The organism is Methanosarcina spelaei, from assembly GCF_002287235.1.
Taxonomy (GTDB): domain Archaea; phylum Halobacteriota; class Methanosarcinia; order Methanosarcinales; family Methanosarcinaceae; genus Methanosarcina; species Methanosarcina spelaei.
Map to the genome: position 1 here is coordinate 1 of NZ_LMVP01000105.1, position 7,460 is coordinate 7,460.

The 7,460-nt window shown below is 41.3% G+C and carries 10 protein-coding genes; 6 read left to right on the plus strand and 4 right to left on the minus strand.

Annotated elements, in window-relative coordinates; all coding sequences use genetic code 11:
• The 6 genes from ASJ81_RS23610 to ASJ81_RS07165 all read left to right on the plus strand — a co-directional run.
• The coding region (locus tag ASJ81_RS23610) for a PstS family phosphate ABC transporter substrate-binding protein (protein WP_338037402.1) at positions 1-176 on the plus strand (176 nt) is incomplete at its 5' end.
• A 30-nt stretch (positions 177-206) separates the two neighbouring features.
• Positions 207-1,097 (plus strand): phosphate ABC transporter permease subunit PstC, encoded by an 891-nt coding sequence (gene pstC, locus ASJ81_RS07145; RefSeq protein WP_095643880.1) that lies wholly within the window; start codon positions 207-209, stop codon positions 1,095-1,097.
• Between the two features lie 2 nt (positions 1,098-1,099).
• The gene (gene pstA / locus ASJ81_RS07150) at positions 1,100-2,023 is read left to right on the plus strand and encodes a phosphate ABC transporter permease PstA (protein WP_095643881.1); all 924 of its coding nucleotides are present in this window, start codon (positions 1,100-1,102) and stop codon (positions 2,021-2,023) included.
• A 52-nt stretch (positions 2,024-2,075) separates the two neighbouring features.
• Complete coding sequence (gene pstB, locus ASJ81_RS07155; RefSeq protein ID WP_095643882.1) at positions 2,076-2,852, plus strand: phosphate ABC transporter ATP-binding protein PstB; 777 nt, start codon at positions 2,076-2,078, stop codon at positions 2,850-2,852.
• Between the two features lie 5 nt (positions 2,853-2,857).
• Positions 2,858-3,508: a phosphate signaling complex protein PhoU gene (gene phoU, locus ASJ81_RS07160; RefSeq protein ID WP_095643883.1), complete on the plus strand. Its 651-nt coding sequence runs from the start codon at positions 2,858-2,860 to the stop codon at positions 3,506-3,508.
• 104 nt (positions 3,509-3,612) lie between these two features.
• The gene (locus ASJ81_RS07165; protein ID WP_095643884.1) at positions 3,613-5,019 is read left to right on the plus strand and encodes a dihydroorotase; all 1,407 of its coding nucleotides are present in this window, start codon (positions 3,613-3,615) and stop codon (positions 5,017-5,019) included.
• A gap of 182 nt (positions 5,020-5,201) precedes the next feature.
• Here the strand turns inward: ASJ81_RS07165 and ASJ81_RS07175 are convergent, their stop codons facing one another.
• From ASJ81_RS07175 to ASJ81_RS23255, 4 genes are all read right to left on the minus strand, one after another.
• Positions 5,202-5,750, minus strand: coding sequence for a KH domain-containing protein (locus tag ASJ81_RS07175; RefSeq protein ID WP_095643886.1), 549 nt, complete (start codon positions 5,748-5,750; stop codon positions 5,202-5,204).
• 1 nt (position 5,751) lies between these two features.
• Positions 5,752-6,534 carry a serine protein kinase RIO gene (locus ASJ81_RS07180; RefSeq protein ID WP_095643887.1) on the minus strand — a complete coding sequence of 261 codons (783 nt, stop codon included), beginning with the start codon at positions 6,532-6,534 and terminating at the stop codon, positions 5,752-5,754.
• A 1-nt stretch (position 6,535) separates the two neighbouring features.
• Positions 6,536-6,871, minus strand: a complete 336-nt coding sequence (gene eif1A / locus ASJ81_RS07185; RefSeq protein ID WP_095643888.1) for a translation initiation factor eIF-1A — start codon at positions 6,869-6,871, stop codon at positions 6,536-6,538.
• A 119-nt stretch (positions 6,872-6,990) separates the two neighbouring features.
• Positions 6,991-7,200, minus strand: a complete 210-nt coding sequence (locus ASJ81_RS23255) for a hypothetical protein (protein WP_212556044.1) — start codon at positions 7,198-7,200, stop codon at positions 6,991-6,993.
• Positions 7,201-7,460 lie beyond the last annotated feature (260 nt).

Consider the following 7,460-nt stretch of genomic DNA (forward strand, 5'->3'; position numbering starts at 1 on the left):
CTGTAGCTCCAACTGAAGAAAGTATACTTAATGGCTCATACCCGCTTTCAAGATCTCTTTACTTCTATACCAATGGGGAGCCCTCAGGCTTAACAAAGGAGTTCACTGATTTTGTGTTGAGCGAAAAAGGGCAGAGCATTGTAAGTACAGTTGGGTATATCCCATTGAAAAAGTAAAACAACTGCTAAAAACATTTAAGGGATAAAATGCTAAGCAGAAATTATAAGGAAAAAACAATCGAATGGACTCTGTTTTCAGTCAGTGTCCTTACGGTCGTTGTTCTCTTCCTTATATGCCTTTTTTTATTCAGAGACGGTTTACTTGTTTTTAGGGATACGTCTCTTATGGATTTCCTTACAGGAAAATTCTGGTATCCGACATCCGTAAACAGGCAATTCGGGCTGTTACCTTTGTTTTTCGGATCTCTTATTGTTACTGCCGGCGCTATCATTTTTGCTGTGCCTCTGGGAATTGCTGCTGCTATATATATTTCTGAAATCGCTGACCCACGGATTGCAGATTTCCTGAAACCGTTTATTGAAATTCTTGCAGGAATTCCTTCTGTTGTATTTGGGTTCTTTGGGCTCGTCGTACTGGTTCCAATTATACAAAATAACTTTAACCTGCCAACCGGTCAAACTGCTCTTACGGGTTCTATTATGCTGGGAATTATGGCGCTTCCTACGATTATCACTATTTCAGAGGATGCTATAAGTTCTGTTCCCAGTACTCTTGAACAGGGTTCGCTTGCTCTTGGAGCTACGAAGTGGCAGACAATATATAAAGTCATAGTCCCTGCAGCACTATCGGGAATCTCAGCGGCTGTAATGCTTGGTATAGGAAGAGCTATAGGAGAGACTATGACCCTTATGATGGTTACTGGAAATACTGCAGTAATTCCTTCTTTTCCAGGGGGTTTTCTAGCTTCTGTAAGGACAATGACCGCCACAATTGCGCTTGAAATGGGGGAAGTTCCTCAGGGAAGTACTCACTTCCATGCTCTCTTTGCGGTTGGATCTGTACTTTTTATCATAACTTTCCTGATTAACCTGATTGCGGATTCAATTAAAAAGCGATATCAATTCAAGGTGGATTGAGCATGGAACTAAATGCAGATGTAAAAGAAAGTGATCATAAAGCGACCAGGGTTCAGGGGGGGCTGAATTTTAGACTTAATGCAAAGACAAGCGAAAAGATCGCCTTTGCGTTTCTTGGCCTTTCAGTACTGATAGTAGTAGGGTTTGTGCTAGTTATCCTTGCTTATATTGTTTACAATGGATATAATGCAATTAACATTGGGTTCCTTACTGAAATGCCCAGACTTATGATGACTCAAGGTGGAATCTATCCGGCAATTGTAGGTACCTTATACCTCATCATAGGCTCCATGACTGTGGCCCTTCCTGTTGGAGTTATGGTTGCTATATACCTTAACGAGTATGCAGGAGAAACCCGGACAACCTGGTTAATTGAAATGGCAATAAACAACCTTGCAGGAACCCCTTCTGTTGTCTTCGGGCTTTTTGGACTTGCGTTATTTGTAAAATATTTTGGTTTTGGCCCTTCCCTGCTGTCGTCTTCTCTTACACTTTCTCTCCTTATTTTACCTGTTATTATCCGTGCTACTGAGGAAGCCTTGCTTACGGTTCCTAAAGAATATCGGGAATCGTCTCTTGCACTTGGGGTCAGTAAATGGCAGACTATCCGGCATGTAGTGCTGCCAGCTGCCATACCCGGAATTGTTACGGGATCAGTGTTGAGCATAGGGAGGGTTGCAGGAGAAACCGCTCCGATTCTCTTTACAGGCGTTGCTTATTTTTTGCCAAGGCTGCCTGATTCGGTCTATTCGCAGTTTATGGCGCTCCCTTACCACCTTTTCGTGCTTGCAACAGCAGGGACAAATATTGCAAAAACCAGGTCTATTCAGTATGGAACAGCTCTGGTTCTGTTGATTATCGTCCTGGGTTTAAATCTTGTAGCTGTTCTGATTCGCAGGCATTACCGAAAAAAATTGAAAGTTTAATAAGAGTTTCACTAACAACTCGTCATTATTTATGTGATAGTGAGGTACTTAAATGACTGAAGGTATTCAAAACGTATCTAAACCTCAGATAAAAGTAGAAAACCTTAATCTGTGGTATGGGGAGAAACAGGCACTTAAGAACGTCTCCATGAATATCCCTAAAAATAGTATAACCGCTCTTATAGGTCCTTCAGGCTGTGGCAAGTCCACCTTTATCCGCTGCTTAAACAGGATGAATGATCTTATTAATAACTGTAAAATAGAAGGTAAAGTTACGATAGAAAGCGATAATATCTACGGGCCAGATGTGGATGTTGTTGACCTTAGAAAAAGCGTAGGCATGGTTTTCCAGAAACCCAACCCTTTCCCTATGTCGATTTATGATAATGTAGCTTATGGGCCGCGTATTCACGGTGCAAACAGAAAAGATCTTGATGGTATTGTTGAACAAGCTCTTCATTCGGCTGCAATCTGGGATGAAGTTTCAGACAGGCTTAAGTCTCCTGCTCTCTCTCTAAGTGGGGGACAACAACAAAGACTTTGCATTGCCAGAACTCTGGCAGTAAAACCAAAAATAATCCTTTTTGATGAACCCACAAGCGCTCTTGACCCTATTTCTACCTTAAGGATTGAAGATCTGACAATGAATCTTAAAAAAGATTATACTATAGTAATTGTAACTCATAATATGCAGCAAGCAGCGAGGATATCAGATTATACCGGGTTTTTCCTGATGGGGGAATTGATTGAGTTCGGCCAAACCAAGCAGATTTTTCAAAATCCAAGGGAAAAGAGTACTGAAGATTATATTACAGGCAGGTTTGGGTGATTTTAATGACTCGAGAACAATATGTGAAGCAGCTAGATCTGCTTAAGGAGTCTGTACTTTCTCTTGGAGAAATGGTAGAATTGATTTTCAGGGACTCGATGACTTCAGTTATAAATCTCGATGTTAAGCTTGCTGAAAAGACACTTGCCCTTGAGCCTGAAGTGGACAAACTTGAAGAAGATATTGAGGCTTCGGTTTTTGATCTGCTTGCTCTTCAGCAGCCGATGGCAAGCGATCTTCGGCTTGTAGTATCTACTCTGAAGATCACGGCAGACCTGAGGCGAATTGTGGGATTATCAATAAATATTGCCAAAATCCCAGGAAGAATGGAGGGCGGACACGTAAAACCGCTTATAGATACGAAAAAAATGGCAGATGCCGCCGCATTTATGCTTGAGAATTCCCTCAAGGCTTTTGAGGCCCAGGATGTCGAACTTGCAAGAACAGCAGCGAAAAGAGATGAAGAGGTCGATAAACTCTTTTACGCAGTCTGGGTCGAACTTATCGAAATGATGGCAAAAGATACAAGTATAATCTCAAGAGCTACAAATTTACTTTTCCTTATCCGTTACCTTGAAAGAATTGCAGATCATTGCTGCAACATCTGTGAAAGCGTAGTCTATCTTGCTACGGCTGAAAGAGTCAAACTGAACTGAAAAGGCTTTTTCCTTTTCTCTTTTATTTCTATTTTTTTTACTAACCACTTCCTGTTCTCGCTGATGTAGAGGTTTTAAGTACGTTTATAAGCATATAGACGCCCATGCCTGATATTCTTATAAAAAATACAAGAATTTATTATAATAATTCGCTTCAGCCTGCTGAAATCGTTATTGAGGATGGCAAAGTTACTAAAATAGGAAAAGATCTTAGGGTCTCAAGCTCGGATATGATAATAGACGCAGGAGGTGCTCTTACTTTACCTGCCGGGATTGATGTACATGTCCATTTTAGAGAGCCCGGCATGACCTCAAAGGAAAACTGGTATACTGGTTCGTGTGCGGCGGCTGCAGGAGGAATTACCACTGTCATCGATCAGCCTAATACCGTACCCCCTACAACAAATAGACGAGCATTCGAACAAAAGCTCAAACTTGCCAGGGGAAAATCTGTTGTTGATTTTGGAATCAATGGTGGGGTAACAGGCAATATCGAGAAGTTAGAAGAACTCTGGAAATTGGGGGTTACTGCTTTTGGGGAAATATTCATGGCCGAGTCTACAGGCGAACTAAATATTAATGAAGAAACCTTTGAAGAAGCACTTGCTGAAATTAAACGTCTGAGTTCACTTGCGACCATCCACGCTGAAGATGAGAAAATGCGCCTTGAGCTGGAAGGACTGTTAAAAGGAGACGTTTCTTGTAACTACCATTCAAAAGTACGCCCTAACGCATGTGAGGCGGTCGCTGTTCAAAAAGCCCTGGAGCTTGTTTCCAAACTGAAAGTAAAAGCTCATCTTTGCCACGTGAGTACGCTTGAAGCTATGGGTATTATACGCAAGGAAAAATATCTTGCAAGAAAGGAAAATAAAGAACCTCTTTTTACCTGTGAAGTTACTCCTCATCATCTTTTCCTTTCTACACGCGATTGGGAAAGACTCCGATCTTTTGGAAAAATGAATCCTCCTCTACGTGGAAGTCATAGTATCAAAGCTCTTGTAAACGGGATTAATGATGGAACTATTGACATGATAGCTTCGGATCATGCCCCTCATCTGGAGTCTGAAAAAGATGTCGATATAAGAGCTGCTCCTTCAGGGGTGCCCGGAGTCGAGACTCTCATGCCTCTTATGCTTGCTGCAGTAAGAAAAAATATCCTGCCGCTTTCACGGATGATCATGCTTACAAGCTGGAACCCGGCAAAAGCCTTTGGGCTGGATCGCAAATCCAAAGGCAGGCTTGAGGTAGGTTTTGATGCAGATCTGATTATTGTAAATCCTCGAGAGCTCCGCCCTATAAAAGCCGAGTTCCTGCACAGTAAAGCGGGCTGGACTCCTTTTGAAGGTATGGATGGAGTTTTCCCAGAATATACTCTCTCCAGGGGCGAAGTGATTTGGATTGAGGAGTCAATTAATGCAAAACCTGGACGAGGTAACTTCCTCGAAGGCAGAGGAAAAAGATCCGAAGAAGACGAAGAAGACCTGGAAGAGGATGATAAGACTCAGGACTAAGAAAAAGGTTTTAGATGGTTTGGTGAGAAACTTTAGTGAAGAAAGTTTAATTGAGAAAGTTCAATTAGAAGCTTTAGCAAAAACGGAAAAACTGAAAATCAGTTTCCTAAAAAAGTTGAGTAATATCATAAGGGCCTTAGGATACTCTATGATAAAGGCCCTGTATATCTGATTTTCTTCTCTTAATAGAAATCAACCGAGTCGAGCTGGGACTGCATAAGCTCCTGATGCTTTTTTTCCAGAAACTTGTATACTGCACCGTGGGTAGCTCCGTCGAGCAGCATCCTTATAGCTGTTCGGATTATAGTGTTCTGTTCTGGATGCCCAAGTATCGATACGGTTTTTCCGTATACTGAGATCTTGACGTTTATCAGGGTCTCTGCAAGTTCTCTGGTTCTTCCATTTCTTCCTATTATCCGGCCCTTTATCCGTTGCAGTTCTTTTGGAGTAGTAGCAACGTCGGAAAGGTCGATAACCTCAAGCATAAGCATCTCATCTTCCAGGAGTTCGAGAGCTTTTTCGGGACTAAAACCTCTCCCGATTGCTTTGAGAGTTTCGAGAACCCTGAACTCTTTTAATGGATCTTCCTCACAGGTGACATCTATCTTCCCGCTTTCGCTGTCAACCTCCACTTGGCACGCGGTTTTGTCTTCTATAAACTTTTTTGTTTCTCCTTTCGGACCTATAATTGCTCCGACTCTTTCTTTGGGGATTTTGACATACTGGGTCATATTATTCCGCCTGTATCTTTTTAAGTAGTTCTTCTGTTTTGTCCTTTATCCCATAGCGGCTGAAGAACCTGAGTATATTTTTCACGTCCCTATAAAGGAATTCTCGGGCGTTGGGATGTTCAAGGGTTACGGACTGGCCCATATCGATAAATATGGGAGTTATATTATTTGGGTCAATCAAGATATTGTATTCGCTCAAGTCGGCGTGTACAAGGTTTGCTTCTTTGTAGAGAAGGTGCATATATTCGACAATTGTATCGTAAACGAGTTTTACCTCATCATTTTCAAGAGGCGTATTTTTAAGGAGAGGATATGGTACCTCTTTTTCTCCCATAAATTCCATTATAAGAATGTTTTTCTCGGCCAGCACAGGTTCAGGGACCCGGACTCCTGCGCTTTTCGCACGTTTCAGGTTCTGGAGTTCCTTGCGTGTCCATGCAAAAATAATGTCTCGCTTGTTATTTCGTATGTTTGTAAAGCGAGGATCCTTCATAATATAGGTGTCCATAGCCTTGAAGGTGCTGCTGGAAATTCTATATATTTTTATAGCCAGTTCCTTTTCCGGGCCTTCCGCATAGAACACATTTGCTTCCTTTCCAGTACTGATGGATCCCCCCATTGCCTTTATTATGCCCTTGTTGGATAGAGTATATAGAATTTTAAGAGTGGATACATCGAATACATTTTCTTCTACTTTTAGCCGCTCGGAGTCCTTTTCCCTGGCCCGAGATTTATCTTTAGCGCTATCAATGCGCCTTATTTTCTTTTCCTGATCCATTCCCATATTATCCTTTCAGGTATCCTTTTCTCTCAAGCCAGTCTACCTGCGGCCTTGTATATTTCCAGATTACATCTGCCTTTTCGTTCTGGAACTCCCAGGGTACGACAATAACGACGTCTCCCTCTCTTATCCAGGTTTTTTTCTTCATTGAACCCGGAATCCTTCCCATACGAACGACCCCATCCATGCAACGGAGTCTCAGGCGGTTCGCACCCAGGAGACTCTCAACAGTTGCCAGGATCTCGTTATTTTCCCTGCGTGGTGTGCGTATTCTTGTAACAGTTTCTTCCGTTGCAGGCTTGGCTTTGGATGTAGGTTTCTTTAAGTCTGCCAGTTTGATACCTCATTATTATAGTTTATATTATAGTTATATTTTTTATTTTTATACTCTTAAATCCCTTATATATCGTTTTTTCGAGTTTTAAGGTTATTCGTCTTGCAGCTTTCAACTTTCTGCTATTATTTTAATGCTACGCTTTTTTTGATTTCTTTTACTCTCTCTTCATTATTATTTTTTTCTAGACGTTCGGCCAGGCGACAGGTATATATATTGGATATTCCGTTGTATGTTCCACGCGCAAAACAAGCGTGGATCGCTCTTGAATTTGTAGTTTGAGAGTGAAAATCAGGGATTTTGCAAAACAAATTTTCATTATTTGTTTTTCCCAAGTGTTCCTGAACAAAAAGTTTTATATACTAAAACTGATGTATATGTGTTTTCTGTTTCAGCATGAATTTATTGTGCTGGACGGTTTTTCTCATAGTCATCTGGTCAAGGTTTCTTCTTCATTTGAGGGAGAATCAGTACCTTTAAATACTATGAGCACATAATTATAATTTCCTGCATCATAAATGCAGCAATTACTGTTCATTATTAATGGAGTCAGGAGTTTTTTCCTGTCTGACGAGGATTTTGTCGGTTCGGTTAA